This window comes from Hydrogenophaga sp. (assembly GCF_022844385.1).
Taxonomy (GTDB): Bacteria; Pseudomonadota; Gammaproteobacteria; order Burkholderiales; family Burkholderiaceae_C; genus Hydrogenophaga.
The window spans coordinates 18,228-39,426 of sequence record NZ_JALHLX010000017.1 but is presented as its reverse complement, the minus strand read 5'-3'; the positions used below and the strand labels follow the sequence as shown (position 1 = coordinate 39,426).

The following is a 21,199-nucleotide window of genomic DNA, read 5'->3' as shown; positions in this document are numbered from 1 at the left end:
GGCCATTCCGCCCGCCGACCGTTCCATACCGATGAAGTCTTCCGCCCCCGCCCTTTCCCGACACCTGAACCACCTCGACCATCCAACGTGCATTGCCATCGGCGTCACCCTGCTGATGGCCTCCCTGGCCCAGGCGCAGACTCCTCCCGAGGTGCCCGAACCCGAAGGCGGTGCGCTCGCGCCGGTGGTCATCACCGGCAGCGGCTCGGCCGACCAGCGCTGGCGCGGCAGCGCCACGGTGGACGTGGTCGATGGCAGCGAACTGCGCAGCGGCCAGCTGCAGATCAACCTCTCGGAAGGCCTGGCGCGCGTGCCGGGCCTGGTCATCCGCAACCGCGAAAATTACGCGCAAGACCTGCAAGTCTCCATCCGCGGCTTTGGCGCACGCTCCACCTTTGGCGTGCGCGGCGTGCGGCTGTTTGTGGACGGCATTCCGGCCAGCGCGCCGGACGGCTCGGGCCAGGCGGCCAACTTTCCGCTGGGCAGCGCGGATCGCATCGAGGTTGTTCGTGGGCCGTTCTCGGCGCTCTACGGCGCCTCCAGCGGCGGTGCCATCCTGCTCTACACCGAAGACGGCGGCCGCCCGGGCGAGCTGCGCGCGGGTGTGGCGGCGGGGGCCAACGGCCTGTGGCGCTTCTCGACCCAGGCCACCGGTCAGACCGGCACGGCCGAAACCCCGGGCTGGTCGTACGCGCTGGACGTGGGCAAGTTCGCCACCGACGGTGCACGCCCGCAGTCGGCTGCGCATCGCAGCACGGCCAACGCCAGGCTCTCGCGTGCACACGAGGGCGGGCGCACCACGCTGGTCTTCAACCGCCAGAGTGCCTTCGCGCTCGACCCACAAGGCTTGAGCCGCACGCAGTGGGATACCGACCCCGAGCAGACCGCCATCCAGCCACTTCAGTACAACACCCGCAAATCGGTCTCGCAAACGCAGGCCGGCCTGGCCTGGGACCAGGCGCTGGGCAACGGGCACAAGGTGGAGCTCATGGGGTATGCCGGTCAGCGCCGGGTGATCCAGTTCCAGTCGATCCCGCCGGTCAACCAGATCGGTGTGGCGGGCAGCTCGGGCGGCGTGATCGACCTCGACCGTGACTACTGGGGCTTCAACGCGCGCTGGCGCCTGCAACGCGAGTGGCAGGGCGGAGAACTCGACCTGAGCGCGGGCCTGGCCGGCGACCGGCAAACCGACCTGCGCCGTGGCTACGAGAACTTCGTCGGGACTCCCCCCAACCGCACGCTGGGTGTGCTGGGCACCCTGCGACGCGACGAGACCAACCGCGCCACCACGCTCGACCCCTATGTGCGCGCTTCGTGGCAGCGGCAAGCCTGGACGTTCGAAGGTGGCCTGCGCCACGTGAACGCGCGCTACGTTTCCTCGGACGCGTTCCTGTCCAACGGCGACCAGAGCGGTGGCGTGCGCTTCAGCGGTTACCTGCCGGTGGTGGGCGCGCGCTGGCAGCTCTGGCCGCAGCTGCAGGCGTTTGCCTCGGTGGGCCGCGGTCTGGAAACACCCACCCTCAACGAAGCGGCCTACAGCGTCGGGGGAGCGGCCGGCCTCAACACCGCGCTCAACGCCTCGCGCAGCACCAGCGCCGAAGTGGGCCTGCGCGGGCGCAACGCAGCAGGCCTGTGGAACGCCACCGTGTTCGACATCCGCACGCGCGACGAAATCGTGTCGGCCGGCACGGTCGATGGGCGCGCAAGCTTCACCAATGGCGGCAGCACGACACGGCAAGGCCTGGAGCTCTCGGCCGAATACGGCGTGGGCAACGTCACCGTGAGCAGTGCCTACACCTACCTGCGTGCGCGCTATGGCAGCGGCACCGCCAGCATCCCCGCCGGCAACCGCATGCCGGGACTGCCCGAACAACAGCTGTTTGCCCAGCTGGCCTGGAGCCCGGCTTTCGCCTCGCGCGTGGGTGGCGTGTTCACCGTGGATGCTCGCCACACCGGCCGCGTGTTCGTCAACGACCTCAACAGCGACGCGGCCGCCGGCCACACGCTGTTCAGCATCGGCGCCCGCTTCGAACAAACCACCGGCGCCTGGACCTGGCGCGAGTTCGTTCGCATCGACAACCTCACCGACAAGAAGCACGCAGGCTCGGTGATCGTCAACGATGGCAACAGCCGCTTCTTTGAACCCGGTCTGGGCCGCTCGCTGTCGGCCGGCATCGAGCTCACCCGGCGCTTCTGAGCGCAGCCCTCAGGAGGGCAACCGGCCGAACTCGCTCTCGGGGTCGATCACCTGCGCGGGCAGGCTGATGGCGAAGGTGCAGCCGGCGCTCGACGCGGCCTCGCACCAGATGTGCCCGCCGTGCCGCTCCACGATGCGTTGCGCCAGTGCCAGGCCGGTGCCGATGCCCTCGTAATCCATGGAGTGGTGCTGGCGCTGGAACAGCGCAAACAGGTTGGGCGCGTGCTCCAGGTCAAAGCCCACGCCGTTGTCGCGCACAAAGACCACACGTTCACCGGAGCTGTCGGTCCACTGGCCCACCTCGATGCGGGCCGGCGTCCGGGTGCGGCTGAAGTTCACCGCGTTCTGCAGCAGGTTGCGCAGCATCTCGGCCAGCAGGATCGCGTCACCCCGCACCTGGGGCAGGTCGTCGTCGATCACCCACTCGATCGAACGCGCCGGGTTCTCGGCCTGCAGGTGCCGCACCACGCCCTGCACCAGCGGACTCAACGGCACCTGCTGGCGCGCCAGCGACACACGTCCCATGCGCGCGTACTCCAGCAGACCTTCAATCATCAAGCTCATGCGCTTGCCGGACTTGGCGATCGACGCCTGGTACTGCAGCAACTGGCTGTCGCCGTTGGGCCCGATGCGCTCCTGCGCCAGCGACACAAAGCTGGAGATGTGGCGCAGGGGCGCACGCAGGTCGTGCGAGACGCTGTGCGAGAACACATCGATGTCCCGGTTGGCGGCCACCAGCTGGTTGGTGCGCCGGGTCACCCGCTGCTCCAGCTCCCGTTTGAGTTCGGCCACCTGCTGCTCGGAGCGGCTGCGTTCGGTGGCGTCAAGCACCACCGCGCTGGCGCCCAGAAACCGGCCACCATCGCCCAGCACTGGCTCCATGCCGAACTCGCACCGGAACACCTTGCCTTGCGGTCCCGCCACGTCCAGCTCCAGCGTGGAGCCCGGTCCGCCGCGTGCGAGCAATGCCAGGTGCGAACCCAGCAGCGCGCGCGAATGCGCGTCAACCAGACCCACGAGGCTCAGGAAGTCGGTGCTGCTGGCCGGTCGACCCTGCGCGAACCGGGTGGGGTCGAGTCCGAGCCACTGGATCAGCGTGCGGTTGATATGGACCACGCGCTGCTCTGCGTCGATGCAGACCAGCCCGCAAGGCGCCTGGTCATAGGGCGCGCCGGGGCCCGTGTGGAGATCAGGTGAAGCCGGCTTGTTGTCCATGGCGTCTCGCTCGGGTGGAATGCAGGAAAGGCGATCAGCGCCCCGCCGTGACGACTGTGCACGGCCAGCAGGCGGGGTTTTGGATTTCAGTATCGACCAAAAGTTGGCCAGCCGGTTCCACTTTTTGGCCATGCGCAGCCGCCGGGCCCGGAGAGACCCCGTGGCGGTCGGCAGGGGCAGCCAGGCCCGACGGCATGGGCATCCCCGTCTGATGCCTCATTAGTGATTCTGATGAATCACCGGATTCATAGGCTCAACACTTAAAATACGGGTTAACCCTAGTGAGTCCCCTATGTTGAAGTTTTTCCAAAGTTGTTTCCAGACGCCCCGTTTCCCGGTGGGCGTTCGTGTCAACCGCCTGCACCAAGGCAGCCTGGACCGCACCGACGGCCGGGTCGTGGCCCAGACCGCCGAAGGCGTGCTGGTCGAGTGGCCTCGCAACGGCAGCGGCTGGGAGCGCCCGCAGGCGCTTTGCCAGCAGGGCTGATCGCCCACCGGCTTGGCCGGCCCCAACAAAAAAACGCCAGCGTGTTGCTGGCGTTTTTCATGGAGCGCTGAACTTCAGGTGCGCACGCGACCGTCGCCCGTGAGCATGGACAGCTCGGCGTAGCGGGAAGCCACGTGGTTGGTCGGGCTCAGCGACACAGAATAGCCGCCCATGGACATGGTGCCGATCGACTCCAGCCCACTGATCAGGCCGTCGCGCGTGATGCGCGAGCCCGAGCGGCGCAGGCCTTCGGTGAACAGCTTCGCAGCCAGAAAACCTTCCATGCTGGAGAAGTTGGCCTGCACCTTGTTGCCGCCCTTGCCGATGGCTTCCTGAAACTCCCGCGAGATCGGCTTGGAGGCCGTGTAGGGCGTGGGCATGACCTGTGACACCACCACACCGGCGCCGTCCTTGCCCAGCTCGTCGGCCAGCGCCTGCGTGCCCACAAAGGACACGTTGTAGAACGTGCCGCCGTAACCCGCCGCCTTGGCCGCGCGGATGTAGGCCGCGCACGATTTGTAGGCGCTGATCTGCACGACGGCGTCGGGCTTGGCTGCGTTGATCTTCTCCACCGCCTGTGCCACGTCGACCGAATTGCGCTCCACCGTGGCCGTGGCCACCGGCTCCAGGTTGCGCGATTTGAGCGCCAGTACCGTGCCGTCGAGACCGGCCTTGCCGTAGGCGTCGTTCTGGTGAAACACAGCGATCTTCTTCAGCCCCAGGTTGGTGAGCTGGCGCACGATGAGTTCCGTCTCGTCGTTGTAAGACGCACGCAGGTGGAAGGCGAGCCGGTTGAACGGCTGGCGCAGGCCCATGGCACCGGTGAAGGGTGCGAAAAACGGCATGTCGGCCTTGAAGGCCAGCGGCAGCGCGGCCACGCTGGTGGGCGTGCCGATGTAGCCGAACAGGGCAAACACGTCGGCCGAGATCAGCTTGCTGGTGTTCTCGGCGCAGCGGTCGGGCTCGTAGCCGTCGTCGAGCTGCAGGATCTCGATGCGCTGGTTGTTCACGCCGCCCTGACCATTGAGCTGGTCAAAAAACAGCTTGGCGCCTGCGTGGAACTGGATGCCCAGCTGCGCCGCGGCACCTGTGAACGCGGCCGACTGGCCCAGCACGATGCGGTTGCCCGACTGCGCGCGCAGGCTGGGCGCGCCGAGTGCGGCCACACCGGCAACGAGGCCACTGAAACGGCGGCGCGAGATGCCGGAAGCGGTGGGGGATTTCATGGGTGGTTGGCTCCGGAAGGGGCAAGGGGAGGCAAGCGCTGCGCGCACCGCACCCCCATGGGCATTGCAAGATTTTGTATCTCTTGATGCTACCCACCCGGGTACGGTACGCCAGCGCAGTTGGTCCACCCAGTCAACCGCTCATCGGGCTGTGCCGCCCCCCGCACCACCGCAATGCCCGATCCTCAGTCGTCCAGCCTCAGGTTCGGGAAATCGCTCTCCAGAAACTCGCCCGCCCCGCGAGAACCGGCCACCTGACGCTCCACCTCTTGCGCGCGCAGCTGCACGCGGCGGATCTTGCCCGAGATGGTCTTGGGCAGCTCGCTCACGAACTCGATGCGGCGCACCCGTTTGTAGGGCGCGAGCTGCTGGCGCGCGAAGGCAAAGATGGCTTCGGCCAGCGCCGGGCCGGGCGTGAAGCCGGGTGCGAGCAGCAGGTAGGCCTTGGGCACCGCGGTGCGCACCGGGTCCGGGCACGGCACCACCGCCACCTCCACCACCGCCTCGTGCTCGATCAGCGCGCTCTCCAGTTCAAACGGACTGATGCGGTAGCCCGAGGCCTTGAACACGTCGTCGGCCCGACCCACGAAGGTGAGGTAGCCGTCGGCGTCGCGCGCGGCCGTGTCACCCGTGTGGTAGTGGCCGCCGCGCATCACTTCCGCGTTTTTCTCAGGCGCGTCGAGGTAGCCCACCATCAAGCCCAGCGGGCGTTCGCGCAGGTCGATGCAGACCTCGCCCTCGTCGGCCTCGTGGCCGTCGGCGTCGAGCAGCGTGATCTTGTAGCCGGGCAGCGGCAGACCCATGGAGCCGGGCTTCAAGGGCAGGCCCGGCGCGTTGCCCACCTGCGCAGTGGTCTCGGTCTGGCCGTAGCCATCGCGCAGCGTGAGCCCCCAGGCCTTGCGGATCTGCTCGATGATTTCCGGGTTCAGCGGCTCACCCGCACCGATCACCTCGCGCAGCGCCAGCCGCCCCTGCCACGCGGCCAGGTCTTCCTGGATCAACATGCGCCACACCGTGGGCGGCGCGCACAGGCTGGTCACACGGCAGCGCTCCAGCACGGCCAGCAGGCCTTGCGCGCTGAACCTTGGCGTGTTGTGGATGAAGACGCAGGCGCCCGCGTTCCACGGCGCAAAGAAACAGCTCCAGGCGTGTTTGGCCCAGCCGGGCGAGGAGATGTTCAGGTGCACATCGCCCGGGCGCAGCCCGAGCCAGTACATGGTGGAGAGGTGGCCCACCGGGTAACTCTGGTGCGTGTGCAGCACCAGCTTGGGCTGCGAGGTGGTGCCCGAAGTGAAGTACAGCAGCATCGGGTCGGTGGCGAGCGTGTTGCCCTGCGGGTCGAAGTCGAGCGGGTACTTGCGCGAGTCGTCAAAGTTCACCCAGCCCGGCTGGGCAGCGCCGACACAAATGCGCGAGAACGCACCGCTGATGGCCTCGAATTTGGGCACCTGCACAGCGCCCACCACGACGTGTTTCACCGCGCCGCGTTCGATGCGGTCGTGCAAGTCGTCCGGCGTGAGCAGCGACGTGGCCGGGATCAGCACCGCGCCCAGCTTGATCGCTGCCAGCATGGTGGCCCACAGCGCTGGCTCGTTGCCCAGCACCATGAGCACGCGGTCACCGCGCTGCACGCCCTGCGCACGCAGGAAATTGGCCACCTGGCTGGAACGCGCCGAGAGTTGCGCAAACGAAAAACGCTCTTCGGTGCCGTCCGCGTCCACGATCCACAAGGCGGTGGCGTCATTGCCACGCGCCATGGCGTCGAAATGGTCCAGCGCCCAGTTGAACCCGGTGAGCTGCGGCCAGCGGAACTGCGCGCTGGCCGCCGCCGGATCGCCGCGCAGGCTCAGCAACTGGTCGCGCGCGGCGAGAAAGGCCTGGGTGGCGGATGGATTCGGGGCAGTGGTGTCGCTGGGCATGTTGTCTCTTCCATGTTGTTGTGTCAGGGCGCGAGAAGTCATCCTAGCCGCTTGCCTCGGCCCATCACCTTGCACCGCAGCATCCCCCACATGTGGTGCCCTTGGCGCGCACTGCGTGATAGTTTTCACGCTTCGCCGCAGCCGAGCACCGCCATGAACCTCCAACGATTTCTCGACGCCCAGGAACCGCTCTATGAACAGGCGCTGGAAGAGCTCAAGGCCGGGCGCAAACAAAGCCACTGGATCTGGTTCGTCTTTCCGCAGCACCGCGGACTGGGCAGCAGCCAGAAGGCACAGTTCTACGGCATCGAATGCCTGGACGAAGCCCGCGCTTACCAGAAGCACCCCGTGCTCGGGCGCCGCCTGCACGAGTGCACCACCGCCGTGTTGCGCCACACCCAGCAGTCGGCCAGCCAGATCCTGGGCGTGCCCGACGACCTGAAGTTTTTCTCCTGCATGACGCTGTTCAGCGAAGCGGCGCCCCAGGAACTGGTGTTCCGCCTGGCGCTGCAGGCTTTCTTCAACGGCTCCAAGGATCCGGAGACCCTGCGCCTGTGTGGCCTCACCACCCGCGCCACCACCCGACCCGCAGGCGCGCCGCAACAGAGCCTGTCGGCGGCGGCGCTCTGGCCGATGCGCTGAAGCCCCGGCCTCTCAGCCGGTGAACAAAGCGGTCAGCGTGTTCCGCCCGGCAAGACCTGCAGCAGGATGGCGGACCAGATCACGCGCTGGTCGGCCTCGCTCAGGGGTTCGCCACCCTGGCTGCCGAGAAACCAACCGATGTGCTCGTCGAAACGCCGGTGGTTTTTGTCGTTGGCGCTGTAGATGTAGAGCAGCCATTTGCGCTCCACTTCGCAGCCGGTGACGAGGGTGAGGCCTGGGCCAGCCGGATCATCGGCGCAGCGCCGAACGGGTCAACAAGGGGGCGGCATTCAAGGTCATGGTCGCTCGCGGCGGGTGTTTGTCACACAAGGCAACTCACGCCGCCCGCAACTCCCCCTTTTGTGGGGCGCCTTGGGCAATGGATCACACAACCCGCGCAGAACGCCGCTCACGCGGTGGCTATCTCCTGCAGCCCCAGCTTCTCCACCATGGCCCGGCGCAACACGAACTTCTGGATCTTGCCGGTGATGGTCATGGGAAAGGACTCCACAAACTCGATGTAGCGCGGCACCTTGTAGTGCGCGATCTGCCCCTGCGCAAACGCCTGCAACTCTTCGGCGTTGGCGCTTTGCCCGGGTTTGAGCACCACGCAAGCGCACAGCACCTCGCCATAGCGCACATCGGGAACGCCGACCACCTGCACGTCCTGCACCTTCGGGTGGCCGTAGTAGAACTCCTCGATCTCGCGCGGGTACACGTTCTCGCCCCCACGGATCACCATGTCCTTCAAGCGCCCGACGATGTTCACATAGCCCTCGGCGTCCATGGTGGCGAGGTCGCCGGTGTGCATCCATCCCTCGGCGTCGATGGCTTCCTGCGTCTTGTCGCGGTCGGCCCAGTACCCCTGCATCACCGAATACCCGCGCGTGCAGAGTTCACCCACCACGCCACGCGCCACACGCTGGCCGTCGGCGTCCACGATCTGCACCTCCAGGTGCGGCTGCACCCGGCCCACGGTGGACACGCGGCGTTCCAGCGGGTCGTCCACCGCGCTTTGAGTGGACACGGGAGAGGTTTCGGTCATGCCGTAGGCAATGGTCACCTCGCGCATGTTCATGGTGGTGGCCACGCGTTTCATCACCTCGATCGGGCACGGCGAGCCCGCCATGATGCCGGTGCGCAGGCTGCCCAGGTTGGTGGCGGCGAACTGCGGATGGTCGAGCACCGCGATGAACATGGTGGGCACACCGTAGAGCGAAGTGCAGCGCTCGGCCTGCACCGTCTGCAGCACGGCGGCCGGGTCGAACGCTTCCGACGGATACACCATGGTGCAGCCGTGGGTGAGGCAGGCCAGGTTGCCCATGACCATGCCGAAGCAGTGGTACAGCGGCACGGGGATGCACAAACGGTCTTCGGGGGTGAGGCGGATCGCTTCGCCTACGAAGTAGCCGTTGTTGAGGATGTTGCGGTGCGTGAGCGTGGCGCCCTTGGGGAAGCCGGTGGTGCCCGAGGTGAACTGGATGTTGATCGGGTCGCTGGCCGAGAGCGTGGGGCCGATGTTGGCGAGCTGGCTCAGGTGCTCGGGTCCGGCCCACACCGGCACGTCGTTGAAATTGAGCATGCCCGGTGTGTGCTCGTCGCCCAGGCGCACCACCCAGCGCAGATGCGGCAGCTGCGCGGCCAGCAGTTCGCCTGGCGCGCTGTTGTCGAGTTCGGGTGCCAGGCTGCGCAGGATGTCGATGTAGTTGCTGGTCTTGAGCGCAGGCGCCATCACCAGTGCGGTGCAGGCCACCTTGTTGAGCGCGTAGGCCAGCTCACTGGCGCGGTAGGCCGGGTTGATGTTGACCAGGATCAGGCCGGCGCGCGCGGTGGCGAACTGCATCAGCGTCCACTCGGCGCAGTTGGGCGCCCAGATGCCCACGCGTTCACCGGGCTGCAAGCCGAGCGCAAGCAGGCCGGCGGCCAGCGCATCGGTGCGGTGCAGCAGCTCGCTCCAGCTCCAGCGCACGCCCTGGTGCGGCACCACCAGTGCCTCCCGGTCGGCAAAGCGTTCGGCGGTTTGCGCCAGCGCCTGGCCGATGGTGCATTCGAGCAGGGCGGGGGTGTTGGCGCCCTGGGCGTATGCCGGGACGGATGCGGCTTCTGTGGACATGCGGGGTCTCCTCGTTGCGGCCGGGTGCGGTCGACTGTGCCGCCACCCTGATCGCCACATCATGGACCGGCGCAGCAGCCCCCACACGTCCGGGCTTTCCCTGAGCGCCCGCTGTTGCGTTTCGTCACACCACGCTGGTCTGCGGGATCAATCCGGCGGCCTCCGCAAAGTCCAGGCCATCGAGCAGGTCCGTCAGGCGCTGTACCAACGCCGGGCCCAACCTGGCCGCCAGGGCGTCGCGCTGCACCGCGAAGAACGACAGCGCTTCCAGATTCTGGTCGAGCAGCATCTGCCGCAGCACCATCAACGCGTCATCGCCAATTGACGGGGTGCCTTGAACACCCGGCGCCTGCACCGGATCCGGCGCACGGAGGTCCCGGGTGGCGTCTTCGAGTTCGGCCAGCGCCTCGCACAGCGGCGCCCACAGCAACACCACCGCGCTCCACGGGGCCTGCCCACGCAGCAGGTCCTCCAGGGCGCGCGCCACCGCGTAGAGCTTGCGGGCTTCCACCAGACCGGCACCGCCCTTGAGCTTGTGCATGCGCGCGGCCAGCGCGGCGCGCGCGGCCAGGTCCGGCTCGGTGGTCATGGGTGTGTGTTGCAAGGGCCCGAATTCGTCGAGCAGGCGGCGCAGCGAGCGGCGCAACAGCGCCTCGTCGCCGCCCATGCGATCGAGGGCCACAGCGTGATCCATGCCCGGCAACACGGTCCGGGGTGCAGCCGCGGCAATCGAACCGGTCGCCGCAGCGCGGGCCCGCTCGATCTGCTCGCACAGCACCCGCTGCAGCAGCTGCAGATCGAGCGCCTTGCTCAGAAAGTCGTTCATGCCGGCGTCCAGGGCGTCCTGGCGGTCGGACGGCTGTGTGCCCGCGCTCAGGGCAATCACAGGCAGGGTGCCCAGCGCCAGCTCGCGGCGGATGCGGCGTGTGGTCTCCAGGCCATCCATGTCGGGCATCTGCACGTCCATCAGCACAGCGTCAAAGCGCTTCGGCCAGGCGGCCAGCTGCGTCAAGGCCTCTGCACCGGACGAAGCGCAGGTGGCCACCGCGCCCAGGCGCTGCAGTTGGTGCTGCGTGACATCGAGGTTGATGTCGCTGTCGTCCACCAGCAAGATGTGAACACCTTGCAGGCCTTGCGGCGCCAACAGGTTGGCGGGCGTCTGCGTCGTGCCGGCCGGGGTCGACAGCTCGTCCAGCAAGGCGCGCAGGGGCGCCAGATCAAAGCCATCCAGCAGGCGCAAGGGCTCGTCGCCATGGGACACATGGCGCGCCGCCGCCAGCGCCTTTTCGGCCCGGAATGCCAGGTCCACCAAGGGCGTGATGCCCAGCGTGCCGGCCAGCCCCTTGAGGGTGTGTGCCACGCGCGCGCCGGCCTTGAAGTCGGCCGCCGCCACGCTGGATCTCAGCTCGGCCAGTTGGCGCGGCTGGTCTTCGACAAAGCGCGCCAGAAAGCGCGTATAGGCCTTGGTGCTGCCGCCCAGGCGGTGCAGCGCAGCGTGCAGGTCGATGTGGTGTCTGCCGGCCAACGCCAGCGCGGCAGGGGGCACATCCAGGGCTGCCGGTGCGTCGCCGCCGCCCGATGCCGACAGTGGGTGGGCCTTCGGTGCATGGCGCTGGATGACCTGCACCAGCCGCGCGAGGTCGAATGGTTTGCCCACGTGGTCGGTCATGCCCGCCTCCAGGCTGGCTTCGCGGTCGCTGGCCATGGCGTTGGCGGTCATGGCGATCACGGGCAGCGCAGTGAGGCCGAGTTCGCCGCGGATGCAGCGCGTGGCGGTGTAGCCGTCCATCACGGGCATCTGCACGTCCATGAGCACCAGCTCGAAGGCAGCGCTGTCGGCCGCCAGCAGGTCCACCGCGATGCGGCCGTTGCCGGCCACGGTGACCCGCGCACCCTCCTGGGCCAACAGCTCGCAGGCGACCTGCTGGTTGGTCTCGTTGTCTTCGACCAGCAGGATGCGCAGGTCCTGCAGGGAGCCCGCGTGCTGCGCAGGCAGTTGCAACAACGGTGAACCGTCGCGCTCGGCGCGGGCGGTCTTCAGGGCGTCCACCAGCATTGAGCCGGTGACCGGCTTGATCAGGTAGCCGTCGAGCAGGCTTTTCTCCGAGAGGTCCTTGCTCTCCAGCAACTCGCGTCCGTGGGCCGTGACCATGATCAGCAGGTCCATGGCATCGCGCAAGGGTGCCGCCCTGAGGCGGCGCGCCGACTCCCAGCCGTCCAGGCCGGGCATGTGCCAGTCCATGAACACCGCATCGAAGCGCCGACCTTGTTCACGCGCCCGGCTCAGGCATTCGATCGCAGCCTCACCGCTGTCCACCGCGTGCACGGTCCAGCCGTTGGCCACGGCCATGCTGGCCAGTGTGTCGCGTGCGATGTCGTTGTCGTCGACGATCAGCACCTCCAGCGCAGGTGCGCTCAAGGCGGGCGCCGCATCCGGCACGGTGTGACGCGGCACGCCCAGCACCACGGAGAAGCTGAACACTGTGCCTCGTCCGAGCTGGCTCTGCAGTTGCAGTTCACCACCCATGAGGCGAACCAGGCGCTGGCAGATCACCAACCCCAGCCCGGTGCCACCGAAGCGGCGCGTGGTGGTGGCCTCGGCCTGGGTGAAGCCCTCGAAAATGCGGGCCTGATTCTCGGGTGCAATACCAATGCCCGTGTCGCGCACGGCCACCTCCAGTGCCACCTGACCCGAACCCAGACGCTTCCCGCGCAGCGAGATCACGACCTCGCCGAACTGGGTGAACTTGATCGCGTTGCCCGCCAGATTGACGAGAATCTGCCGCAGGCGCAGCGCATCGCCGAACAACACGCCCGGGAGGTCGGGATCGATGTCGAACAGCACCTCGATCTCTTTGTCGCCCACGCTGGCCGAGAGCACCACCGCGAGATCGCGCAGCAACTGGTCCACCCCGAAAGGATGGGGATCGAGCACCAGCTTGCCGGCTTCGACTTTGGAGAAATCCAGGATGTCGTTGAGCAGGCCGAGCAGGGAACGCGCTGCGCTCTCGGCCTTGTCGGCGTAATCGAGCTGGCGGGTTGTGAGGTGCGTGCGCTGGAGCAGCGAGAGCATGCCCAGGATGGCGTTCATCGGAGTGCGGATCTCGTGGCTCATGTTGGCCAGGAACTGGCTCTTGGAGCGCGAGGCCGCCTCTGCCGCCTCGGTGGCACGCACGACGTTGGTGATGTCGATGCGAAAGCTCACCACATGGCCGTCGGGCAGCGCCCGCTCCACCACGCGCAAGGTTCGTCCGCCCGGGATGCGGCGCTCCCAGTCACCGCCCAGCCGGTGGTCACGCACCCGCTCGGCCACCCATTCTTCACGCCGCCCCTGGGCTGCAGGTGGCTCCTGCAGCGCGAGGTTGGCGCGTACGATCTCCTCGAACACGGCCCCGGGCTTGAGCAGGTCGGCGATCTCGCTGTAGAGCTCGCGGTAGCGGTCATTGCAGAACACCAGCCGGTCGGACGGGTCGAAGATGACCAGCCCGGCGCCGGTGACCTCCAGCGCGCTGGACATCAGATCCTGGGAGCGGCGGGCCTGCGCCTCGGCTTCGCGCCGCGCCGAGATGTCGGTGTAAGTGCTGACAAAGCCGCCCTTGTCCATTCGTCCGCGGCGCAGCTCGATCACCTCGCCGCCCACCAAGGTGCGCTCGAACTGCTGCTTCGGAGCGGCGTGGTTGGCGGTGTAGATGATTTCGTGGACCAGCTCGTCGATGTCCCCCGGGCCGAAGTCGCCGCGCAGGGCGCTGAAGCGCACCATGTCGGCAAATCGCGTCACACCCGGCTGGCACAGGTGGGGCGGCAGGGAAAACAGCCGACCGAATTCGGTGTTGGCCAGCAGCAGCTTGCCTTGCGAATCCACCACGCTGAGCGCGCACGGCAGGCTTTCGATGACGTTGCTGAGCAACTCGTTGCTGCGCTCCATCGCTTCGGACAACTGTTTGGCCGCAGTGATGTCCTGCATCGCCCCGACCAGGCTGCGCGGCACGCCATCGCGCACATCAAGCTCCCCGGCGGCCCGTACCCAGATGGCGCGGCCACGGGCCGTGATCAGGGGCAACTCCACGTCGAACGCCTGTCCGGATTCCATGGCCAGTTTGAATCCGGCCTCGATGACGCTCCTGGACCCTGCCGGGAAATACGACAGCGCCTCTTTCAGCGAGGGCATGTGCCCGGGCTCGCGGTCGTGGATGCGGCAGGTCTGATCGGTCCAGCGAACCTGCCGGGTGGCCAGGTCCATCGCCCAGCCACCCACGCCCCCGATGCGCCCGGTGCGGTCCAGAAAGGCCTGGCTTGATTGCAGGGCCGCCGCGCTCAGGTGGCGCTCGGTGACGTCGTTCTGGATCGCCATGAAGCCCAGGAACTTGCCGGCATCGGACATCAGCTGCTGGATCTCCAGCTCGATCCAGTAGTCGCGTCCGTGCTTGCCCCGGTTGAGCAGCTCGCCCAGGAAAGGCTCGCCGGCATTGAGCGCGTCCCGCAGGCGCGCCAGCTCGCGCACATCGGTCCCTTCGAACTGCAGAAACTTGACTGCTTCTTGCCCCAGAACCTCGGCCATGCTGTAGCCGGACATGCGCTCGAATCCGGCGTTGACCCAGGTGATGCGGCGCTGCGCGTCGGTGATCACCACCGCGTTGGAGGTGCGGCGCGCCACCACCGCCAGTCGCTCCAGGTCGATCGTCATCGAGCGCGCCAGCGCCTCGGCGTGGCGCTGCGCACGGGCCGCATGCGAGGCCATCCAGGCCAACGCCAGTGTGAGCAGGATGCCCACGCCCAGCACCACGAGCGCCGGGGTCTGCGTCACCGACGCTTCAAACGTGTTCGTGCTGCTGGTGAGCACGGTGAAGGTTCGCCCATGGACCTTGAAGTGCAGTTCCTGGCTGTAGGCGGACACGGAGGGCATCCGCGGCTCGTCGGTGCGGGTGATGCCTTTGCCGCCCTCGATGGCATGAAAACCGGCGATCCAGTTCTCCAGCGAGGGCGCTTCCCGATTGGTGTACAGCTGGAAGGTCAGCAGATCGTCGGTCGTGCCATTGATGCCGCGCAACACGTCGCGGGCGATCAAAGGGGCGTACAGCACACCCTTGAGCAGGGCCCGGCGTTCTGCCTCGGTGGCGGGCGTCGCGCCCGTGGCATAGACCGGCTTGAGCAGCAGAAACCCGGGCGAAGGCGAGCCATCGCGGGTCAGGGGAACCGGTGGCGTGAGCGTGGTCTCACCGCTGGCAATGGCGTGTTCGATGGCGGCGCGCCCGCGCGGGTCGCTGCCCACGTCAGCCCCCATGGCGCCCTGGTTCAGCGCCTCGGGTTCGATGTAGCGGATCACATAGAGCGTGTCGTGCTGTTTCTCGCCGAACTGGCGCAGCGTCAGCCCGGGCGAGTCGCCTGCCCGCATTTCGCGCAGGTAGGCCGGCAAATCGCTGCGCTGCACCCGGTCGATCCAGCCGAACCCGCGGTTGCCGGGCATGGTGTGCTGCATGTCCATGGAGTCGACCAGGGCCTTGAACTCGCCCCGATCGACCCGCTCGCTGGCCACAAAAGCGCCACGCGCACCCCGCAGGCCGTACTCCGACGCCGACAGGCGCTGGCTGATCTCGGTGGTGAGCAGGTCGCTCTTGCGCCAGAAGTCGGCCTGGGCGTCGGCCTGCACACGGCGGGCGAGGGTGTAGGCGCTCAGGGCGCTGACCACCAGCCCCAGGCACAGGATCACCGCCGTCAGGCTGAGGCTGGCCAGCGTCTTTTCGCGGCGTGAACGGGCTGGTTTCATGGGCTGGGCGCAGAAGGGGCAGGACCTCCCAGTGTCTTGCCGGCGTTGGCGTCGAAGGCGCGAATAAGCGGCAGCACCACAGCCCAGTTGCGACGATCAGCGGCGCCCCGCGGTGTCAATGCGAGGATTTGGGGGCGCCTTGTGCCGCTTTTCGGCGTTTGAACGTGCGCACAAGCGGGGAACATCGAGCACTCAATGACTGGAGCTGCCGTGGACCACGCAACACACGACCCAACCACCGAACGCCGCCGGGTGCTGATCGTCGACGACGATCCGTCCATGGTGCATGTGCTGGCCCGCACGCTGATGGACTGCGCCCAGCTCTACTTTTCGGTGCGCGGCGAAGACGCCCTCAAGAAGCTCGACGCGCACCAGCCCGACCTGATGCTGATCGATGTGGACATGCCCGACCTGAGTGGCTACGAGGTGATGCAACGCATGCAGCACAACCCCAGGACACGCGACACGCAGGTCATCATGGTGACCTCGCACACCGAAGACAGCTACCGCCGCCGAGCCATGGAATTCGGTGCGGTGGACTTTTTCGTCAAGCCGATCAACCGTGAAGCCATCCGCGCGCGGGTTGATCAGTTGCTCAATGAAGACGTGGAGACCATCGAGCTGAGCCTGTCCTCACAAGGCGACTTCACCAGCAAGACCGCCCACACCACGGCACCCAAAACGTCGTCGCCCTCGGGGCATTCGCGCCTGGAAATCGAGAACAGCTTCGCAGAGACACAGATCTTTGCCGATTTCGCCAGCATCCCCGCCGTCAAGGCGGCCGCGCCGGCAGCCCCCGTCGAGCCCCCCGCAAAGGTGCGAACCGCTGCGGCGCCGTCTGTGCAGGACGTGGCCAGCAGCGACAGCATCACCTCCGAGTTGTTCGAACGCATGTCGGCCATCCTGGAGCAGACCGAATCGATCCGCCACACCGACCAGAAAGGCCTCTCGCCCGAGGTGTCGCGGCGGATCGGACGCATCGAGGAAGAGTGCGCCGAGGTGATCCAGTTGCTGGTCACACTGAGCGATGAACAGAGCAGCGCTGCCTGACGCAGCACACGACAGTCCTCAGGGCGGCACGCGCGCCAGGAAATGGGCGAGGGCCTTGAGGTCGTTGTCGGACACGCCGTAGAGCGAGGCCGCCATGATGGTGTCACGTCCGGTGGCCTGGTTGTTCTTGAACTGCAGCATGGAATAGAGCAAATAGTCTTCGCGCTGCGCCGCCAGCCGGGGCATCTGTTCGCGCCCCCGGTAGTCGGGCAGGTGACAGATGCCGCAGCGCATGCCCTCGGCCAGCACCTTGCCTTGTGCCATGAGCGCGGGGTCGCCCGGTGTCGGCGCGTTGCGTGCCGGCAGCTTGGCGAAGTGCACCGCCATGGCGGTGATCTCCGCGTCGCTCACACCATCGAGCAAGCCCTTCATGGCAGGGATGTCGCGCAGCCCCTCGCGGATGATGACGAGCTGGTTTTCAATGAACACCTTGGGCTGCCCGGCCAGCGACGGGATGTTGGGCAACTGCGAGTTGCCGTCCGCCCCGTGGCAGGCCGCGCAGGCCATCAGGCGCGCCGAAATGTCTTGCGCCCACACCGGGGAGCCAGCCCACAGCACGGCCCCGAGGAGTGCGCACACGCCCCGCGCCAGCGACAGTTTCGCCATGCCTTACTTCGCGTAGGTGATGCGGTAGATCGCACCCAGCTGCTCGTCGGAGACCAGCATCGAGCCGTCCTTCATCTGCAGCATGTAGGCCGGGCGGCCCCAGAACGACTGGTCGGCCTCGTTCATGAAACCGGTCATGAACGGCACCACCTGGCTGTTCTTGCCGTCAGCGCTGGCCTTCACCATCACGATGTCGTAGCCGATCTTCTTCGTGCGGTTCCACGAGCCCTTGCGCGCGTTGAACAGCACGCCCTTGTACTCGGCCGGAAACATGTTGCCGGTGTAGAAAGTGACGCCCATGCTCGCGGAGTGCGGGCCCATGAGCGCCACGGGTGGCTCCACGCCGGCGCAGGCGTTGTCCTTCTTCACATCGGGGTCGGGCAGGTTGCCCTGGTGGCACGATGGGAAGCCGAAGTTCAGGCCCACCTTGTGCATGCGGTGGACGGTGTCGTGCGGGGTGTCGTCGCCCATCCAGTCGCGGCCGTGGTTGCTGAACCAGAGTTCCTTGGTGGTGGGGTGCCAGTCAAAGCCCACGCTGTTGCGCACGCCCGTGGCCACCACCTCCATGCCCGAGCCGTCCGGGTTGTAGCGGCGGATCTGCGCGTACTCGGGGGTCGGCAACTCACAGATATTGCACGGCGCGCCGAACGGCACATAGAGCTTGCCGTCGGGGCCGAAGGCGATGTACTTCCAGTTGTGGTGTTGTTCGGGCGGCAACTTGAAAGCAGCCGTCATGTCCACAGGTGCCACTGCGGGGTTCTTCTCGATGCCGTCGAAGCGCAGCACCTTGTTGATGGCCATCACGTACAGGGCGCCGTCCTTGAATGCCACGCCCGCGGGCTGCACCAGTTTGTCCACCACGGTGCGCACGCTGCGCTCCGTGCCGTTGTTGCTCACCTCGTACACCCGGCCCAGGCCACGCGTGCCCACGTAAATCTTGCCTTCGTCGCCCATGGCCATGGCGCGTCCGCCCGGCAGGCCGGTGGCCCAGACCTCGACCTTGAATCCTGGCGGCAGCTTGATCTTGTCGATCGGAATGTCGGCCGCCGGGGTGACCGTGTTCTTGCCGGCCAGTGGTGCCAGCGTGGAGGTGGCCATGCTCTCGGGCATGCCTTGTTTCCAGGCGGGTGGCGGGGGTGCGGCAGGGGCTGCGGTTTGCGCCAGGGCGGCGGCGCTGCCGAGGGCCAGGCCCATGGCGAGGGCCACCGAGCTCATGCGGTGAATGGTTTTCATGTCTTGTCTCCTGAGGTGTTTTGATGAGGGCGCTTGGCGAAAAACACGGGCGCAAGGCCACACCCGAACGCGCATTCTGACGCGATCGTGAGCATGGTAACGGTCGCGCAGCGGACTGTGAAGCGCCTTTGATGCTGCACTGCGACTACAGTGTGCCGGCCCCGTCACAGCCCGCCCAACACAACGCAGGACACCCCATGACAGACACCGCACGCTTCGACCTCTACGCTTTCTGGCGCACCTCGGCCACCTACCGCGTGCGCGTGGCCTTCAACCTCAAGGGCGTGCAGCCCAACGAAATCAACGTCAACCTGGAAGCTGGCGAACAGCGAAGCGAGGCCTACCTCGGGATCAACCCGATGGGCGCCATTCCTGCGCTCATCGACAACGCGCCCGACCAGCCGAAAACGCCGATCACACAGTCGCTGGCGATCCTCGAATTCATCGAAGAAACGCACCCCACACCGGCCCTGTTGCCGGTCGATGCGCACGGCCGCGCCCGCGTGCGCTCGCTCGCCACGCTGCTGGCGGCGGACACCCATCCGCTCGTCACGCCCCGGGTGAAGAAGTACCTCACCAGCGTGGGCGGCTTTGACGAAGCCGCCTGGCGTGCGTGGCAGATCCAGTGGTTCACCACCGGCCTGCAGGCCCTCGAACAGCGCCTGGCCGGCGAGCCGGAGACCGGCACCTTCTGCCATGGCCACACGCCCACGCTGGCCGACATCTGCCTGGCCAGCATCGTGGTCATGACACGTCTCTTCAAGATCGAACTGCCGGAATTGCCCAACGTGCAACGCATCATGGCGGCCTGCGAACAACTCGACGCGTTCGCGCGCGCCGCACCCGGCCTGCAGGCCGGCGCACCGCAGGCCTGACCCGCAGTCCAGCCCCGGGTTTTGCAGATTCTGCAAATTTGATTTTCACCCCGGGGGTTCTTCCCTCAACGCGATCGACATAGAGTGCGCCCACGCCCGGCGTCGGCCCGGGCACGGGTACGCCATGGCGTCCATCCAGAACAACGAAGGAGACATTCAATGAACGAAGACCTGAACGACCAACTGCTGGTGCGCCAGATGGTGGAGCGCTGGGCGGTGTGGCGCGACGCGGGTGACTGGCACCGCTTCGCCACGGTGTGGCACCCGCAGGGCGTGATGATGGCCACCTGGTTCCAGGGCCCGTTTGCCGACTTCATCCGCGTCACGCAGGAGGGCTGGGCGAAGGGCGTGAGCATCCTGCACTTTCTCGGCGGCTCGGCCATCGAGGTGGCGGGCGACCGCGCGATTGCCCAGACCAAGATGACCATTTCGCAGCGCGGCATGGTCGAAGGCGAACATGGCCCGGTGCTGTGCGACGTGGTGTGCACCGGCCGCTTTTACGACTTCGTGGTGAAGGTCGATGGCCAGTGGAAGCTGCTGCACCGCCAGCCGATCTATGAGAAGGACCGCATCGACGCGGTCGACCCCGCAGCCCAGCTCTCGCTGGACCAGCAGGCCCTGGCCGGCTTCCCCGAGGGCTACCGGCACCTCGCCTACATCCAGACCCGCATCGGCTACACGGTCAAGCTGGACATGCCCATGCTCAAGGGCGCCGAGGTGCAAGACCTCTACCGCCGCGGCGCAGCCTGGCTGGCCGGCGGCCCGCTGGAGCGCGAGATCAACCCCGCCTGAATTCCGCGTGAGTCACGCGCCCGCCGGTTCGCTTCACAACAAGACAGGAGACAGACATGCAAGACAACCCACTCTCGACCTCGCGCCGCCACCTCGTGGCAGCCCTGCCCGCAGCCTGCCTGCTGAGCGTGTTCGCACCCGCGGCCTGGGCGCAGGCCGACTATCCGTCGCGCGCGCTGCGCGTGATCGTGCCGCAGCCGCCCGGCGGCGGGTTTGACTTTGTGGCGCGTGCACTGGGCGAACGCCTGGCCAAGCGCCTGGGCCAGCCGGTGGTGGTGGAAAACCGCACCGGTTCGGGCACGTTGATCGGCACCGACGCGGCGGCCAAGGCCGCCCCCGACGGCTACACCCTGCTCACCGGTTCGGTGTCGAACATGGTGCTCAACATGGGCCTGTACAAAAGCCTCTCGTACGACAGCCTGCGCGACTTTGAACCCGTGGGCCTGGCCGTGAGCTACAGCTACACGCTGATCGCGCGCGCCGACCTGCCCTTCAAAACGCTGGCCGAGGTGGTGGCCCACGCCAAGGCCAACCCCGGCAAGCTGACCTACGCCTCGGCCGGCAACGGCTCGGGCCAGCACGTGCTGGCCGCCGCGCTGTGGCAGTTGGCCGGGATCGAGATCACGCACGTGCCTTACCGCGGCGCGCAAGCCGCCTACACCGACCTGCTCGGTGGCCGCGTCGACATGTTCTTCGACCTCACGCCCACCACGCGTTCGCACATCGAATCGGGCAAGGTGTTTCCATTGGCAGTCTCCGGCGCCGAACGCAACGCCTTGCAGCCCACCGTGCCCACCATCAACGAGACCGGCGTGGCCAGGCTGGACCTGGAATCGTGGTTCGGCTACTTCGCGCCGCGCGGCACGCCGCCAGCGGCCCTGCAGCGCTTGCGCACCGAGCTGGCCGCCGTGATCGCCGAGCCCGAGCTGCGCGATGTGTTCACCAAGGCCGGTGGCAAACCCCTGACCATCAGCGTGGAGCAGACATCTGCCATGCTCAAGCGCGACGTGGAGCGCTGGACCGCACTCATCCGGGCCGCCAACATCTCGCTCGACTGACCTCCTCATTTTTCAGGACATC

At 67.2% G+C, this 21,199-nt stretch carries 15 protein-coding genes; 7 read left to right on the top strand and 8 right to left on the bottom strand.

Annotated features, from left to right (window positions below):
• Positions 1 to 31: 31 nt before the first annotated feature.
• Positions 32 to 2,197: a TonB-dependent receptor domain-containing protein gene (locus tag Q0C59_RS05730; RefSeq protein WP_291212906.1), complete on the top strand. Its 2,166-nt coding sequence runs from the start codon at positions 32 to 34 to the stop codon at positions 2,195 to 2,197.
• A 9-nt stretch (positions 2,198 to 2,206) separates the two neighbouring features.
• Here Q0C59_RS05730 and Q0C59_RS05725 read toward each other — a convergent pair whose 3' ends face one another.
• Complete coding sequence (locus Q0C59_RS05725; protein WP_291212903.1) at positions 2,207 to 3,412, bottom strand: ATP-binding protein; 1,206 nt, start codon at positions 3,410 to 3,412, stop codon at positions 2,207 to 2,209.
• Between the two features lie 292 nt (positions 3,413 to 3,704).
• On the opposite strand from Q0C59_RS05725, the gene Q0C59_RS05720 reads away from it, so the two are divergent.
• Positions 3,705 to 3,899 (top strand): hypothetical protein, encoded by a 195-nt coding sequence (locus tag Q0C59_RS05720; protein ID WP_291212901.1) that lies wholly within the window; start codon positions 3,705 to 3,707, stop codon positions 3,897 to 3,899.
• 74 nt (positions 3,900 to 3,973) lie between these two features.
• On the opposite strand, the gene Q0C59_RS05715 is transcribed toward Q0C59_RS05720, so the two are convergent.
• Together Q0C59_RS05715 and Q0C59_RS05710 are read right to left on the bottom strand one after the other, a co-directional pair.
• The gene (locus Q0C59_RS05715) at positions 3,974 to 5,125 is read right to left on the bottom strand and encodes an ABC transporter substrate-binding protein (protein WP_291212898.1); all 1,152 of its coding nucleotides are present in this window, start codon (positions 5,123 to 5,125) and stop codon (positions 3,974 to 3,976) included.
• Between the two features lie 185 nt (positions 5,126 to 5,310).
• Complete coding sequence (locus Q0C59_RS05710) at positions 5,311 to 7,044, bottom strand: AMP-binding protein (RefSeq protein WP_291212896.1); 1,734 nt, start codon at positions 7,042 to 7,044, stop codon at positions 5,311 to 5,313.
• Between the two features lie 153 nt (positions 7,045 to 7,197).
• On the opposite strand from Q0C59_RS05710, the gene Q0C59_RS05705 reads away from it, so the two are divergent.
• Entirely contained in the window at positions 7,198 to 7,686 is a 489-nt protein-coding gene (locus Q0C59_RS05705) for a DUF1810 domain-containing protein (RefSeq protein ID WP_322341516.1), read from the top strand.
• Positions 7,687 to 7,718: 32 nt separating this feature from the next.
• Here Q0C59_RS05705 and Q0C59_RS05700 read toward each other — a convergent pair whose 3' ends face one another.
• The 3 genes from Q0C59_RS05700 to Q0C59_RS05690 form a co-directional block, all read right to left on the bottom strand.
• Complete coding sequence (locus Q0C59_RS05700) at positions 7,719 to 7,895, bottom strand: hypothetical protein (protein ID WP_291212893.1); 177 nt, start codon at positions 7,893 to 7,895, stop codon at positions 7,719 to 7,721.
• 200 nt (positions 7,896 to 8,095) lie between these two features.
• The gene (locus tag Q0C59_RS05695; RefSeq protein WP_291212891.1) at positions 8,096 to 9,799 is read right to left on the bottom strand and encodes an AMP-binding protein; all 1,704 of its coding nucleotides are present in this window, start codon (positions 9,797 to 9,799) and stop codon (positions 8,096 to 8,098) included.
• A 124-nt stretch (positions 9,800 to 9,923) separates the two neighbouring features.
• Positions 9,924 to 15,563, bottom strand: a complete 5,640-nt coding sequence (locus tag Q0C59_RS05690) for a response regulator (RefSeq protein ID WP_291212888.1) — start codon at positions 15,561 to 15,563, stop codon at positions 9,924 to 9,926.
• A gap of 210 nt (positions 15,564 to 15,773) precedes the next feature.
• On the opposite strand from Q0C59_RS05690, the gene Q0C59_RS05685 reads away from it, so the two are divergent.
• Positions 15,774 to 16,613 carry a PleD family two-component system response regulator gene (locus Q0C59_RS05685; protein ID WP_291212885.1) on the top strand — a complete coding sequence of 280 codons (840 nt, stop codon included), beginning with the start codon at positions 15,774 to 15,776 and terminating at the stop codon, positions 16,611 to 16,613.
• Between the two features lie 18 nt (positions 16,614 to 16,631).
• On the opposite strand, the gene Q0C59_RS05680 is transcribed toward Q0C59_RS05685, so the two are convergent.
• Together Q0C59_RS05680 and Q0C59_RS05675 are read right to left on the bottom strand one after the other, a co-directional pair.
• Complete coding sequence (locus tag Q0C59_RS05680; protein ID WP_291212882.1) at positions 16,632 to 17,219, bottom strand: cytochrome c; 588 nt, start codon at positions 17,217 to 17,219, stop codon at positions 16,632 to 16,634.
• A gap of 3 nt (positions 17,220 to 17,222) precedes the next feature.
• On the bottom strand, positions 17,223 to 18,452 hold the full coding sequence (locus Q0C59_RS05675) for a sorbosone dehydrogenase family protein (protein WP_291212879.1): 1,230 nt from the start codon (positions 18,450 to 18,452) through the stop codon (positions 17,223 to 17,225).
• 197 nt (positions 18,453 to 18,649) lie between these two features.
• Between Q0C59_RS05675 and maiA the strand changes: the two genes are divergently transcribed.
• From maiA to Q0C59_RS05660, 3 genes are all read left to right on the top strand, one after another.
• Positions 18,650 to 19,327 (top strand): maleylacetoacetate isomerase, encoded by a 678-nt coding sequence (gene maiA, locus Q0C59_RS05670; RefSeq protein WP_291212876.1) that lies wholly within the window; start codon positions 18,650 to 18,652, stop codon positions 19,325 to 19,327.
• A gap of 159 nt (positions 19,328 to 19,486) precedes the next feature.
• A complete protein-coding gene (locus Q0C59_RS05665; RefSeq protein ID WP_291212873.1) occupies positions 19,487 to 20,119 on the top strand; it encodes a nuclear transport factor 2 family protein in 633 nt (210 codons plus the stop codon).
• Between the two features lie 56 nt (positions 20,120 to 20,175).
• Positions 20,176 to 21,177, top strand: a complete 1,002-nt coding sequence (locus Q0C59_RS05660; protein ID WP_291212870.1) for a tripartite tricarboxylate transporter substrate binding protein — start codon at positions 20,176 to 20,178, stop codon at positions 21,175 to 21,177.
• The last annotated feature ends 22 nt before the right edge of the window (positions 21,178 to 21,199 follow it).